Below are 1,490 nucleotides of genomic sequence, written 5' to 3'. Positions count from 1 at the left end.
AACTCGAAACTCCTTCGGGTTGTATGGTTAAGTGACTAAGCGTACACGGTGGATGCCTTGGCAGTCAGAGGCGATGAAGGACGTATTAACTTGCGATAAGCCCAGATTAGGTAGTAAAAACCATTTGAGTCTGGGATTTCCGAATGGGGAAACCCAATACCATAAGGTATTACTGTTGAGTGAATACATAGCTCAACAGGGCGAACCGGGGGAACTGAAACATCTAAGTACCCCGAGGAAAAGAAATCAACCGAGATTCCGAAAGTAGCGGCGAGCGAAATTGGACTAGCCCTTAAGCTTTACACGCGTTAGACGAACAGCCTGGAAAGGCCGACGATACAGGGTGATAGTCCCGTAGTTGACGACGTGTGTTCAGTGAAATCGAGTAGGGCGGGACACGTGATATCCTGTCTGAATATGGGGGGACCATCCTCCAAGGCTAAATACTACTGACTGACCGATAGTGAACCAGTACCGTGAGGGAAAGGCGAAAAGAACCCCTGTGAGGGGAGTGAAATAGAACCTGAAACCGTGTACGTACAAGCAGTAGGAGCAGGCTTGTCCTGTGACTGCGTACCTTTTGTATAATGGGTCAGCGACTTATATTCAGTGGCAAGGTTAACCATCTAGGGGAGCCGTAGGGAAACCGAGTCTTAACTGGGCGTTCAGTCTCTGGATATAGACCCGAAACCAGGTGATCTAGCCATGGGCAGGTTGAAGGTTGAGTAACATCAACTGGAGGACCGAACCGACTAATGTTGAAAAATTAGCGGATGACTTGTGGCTAGGGGTGAAAGGCCAATCAAACCTGGAGATAGCTGGTTCTCCCCGAAAGCTATTTAGGTAGCGCCTCGGACGAATACTACTGGGGGTAGAGCACTGTTAAGGCTAGGGGGTCATCCCGACTTACCAACCCTTTGCAAACTCCGAATACCAGTAAGTACTATCCGGGAGACACACGGCGGGTGCTAACGTCCGTCGTGGAGAGGGAAACAACCCAGACCGCCAGCTAAGGTCCCAAATTACTACTAAGTGGGAAACGATGTGGGAAGGCTCAGACAGCCAGGATGTTGGCTTAGAAGCAGCCATCATTTAAAGAAAGCGTAATAGCTCACTGGTCGAGTCGGCCTGCGCGGAAGATGTAACGGGGCTAAGTAGTAAACCGAAGCTGCGGCAATGCACTTTAGTGCATTGGGTAGGGGAGCGTTCTGTAAGCGGTTGAAGGTGTGTGGTAACGCATGCTGGACGTATCAGAAGTGCGAATGCTGACATGAGTAACGATAAAGGGGGTGAAAAACCTCCTCGCCGGAAGACCAAGGGTTCCTGTCCAACGTTAATCGGGGCAGGGTAAGTCGACCCCTAAGGCGAGGCCGAAAGGCGTAGTCGATGGGAAACGGGTTAATATTCCCGTACTTCTTACAATTGCGATGGGGGGACGGAGAAGGCTAGGTGGGCCTGGCGACGGTTGTCCAGGTTCAAGTGCGTAGGCT

1 rRNA gene (only partly in view) is annotated in these 1,490 nt (G+C 50.9%); it reads left to right on the top strand.

Annotation, left to right across the window (positions count from 1 at the left end):
• Nucleotides 1-25: 25 nt before the first annotated feature.
• Nucleotides 26-1,490, top strand: a 23S ribosomal RNA gene (locus tag R7Z41_RS23580) (its annotated part continues 1,187 nt past the right edge of the window); the annotation flags it as partial.

Source organism: Vibrio sp. 1457, from assembly GCF_033340195.1.
Classification (GTDB): domain Bacteria; phylum Pseudomonadota; class Gammaproteobacteria; order Enterobacterales; family Vibrionaceae; genus Vibrio; species Vibrio alginolyticus.
The sequence above is the reverse complement of the archived record's forward strand: the minus strand, read 5'-3'. Positions and strand labels throughout refer to the sequence as shown.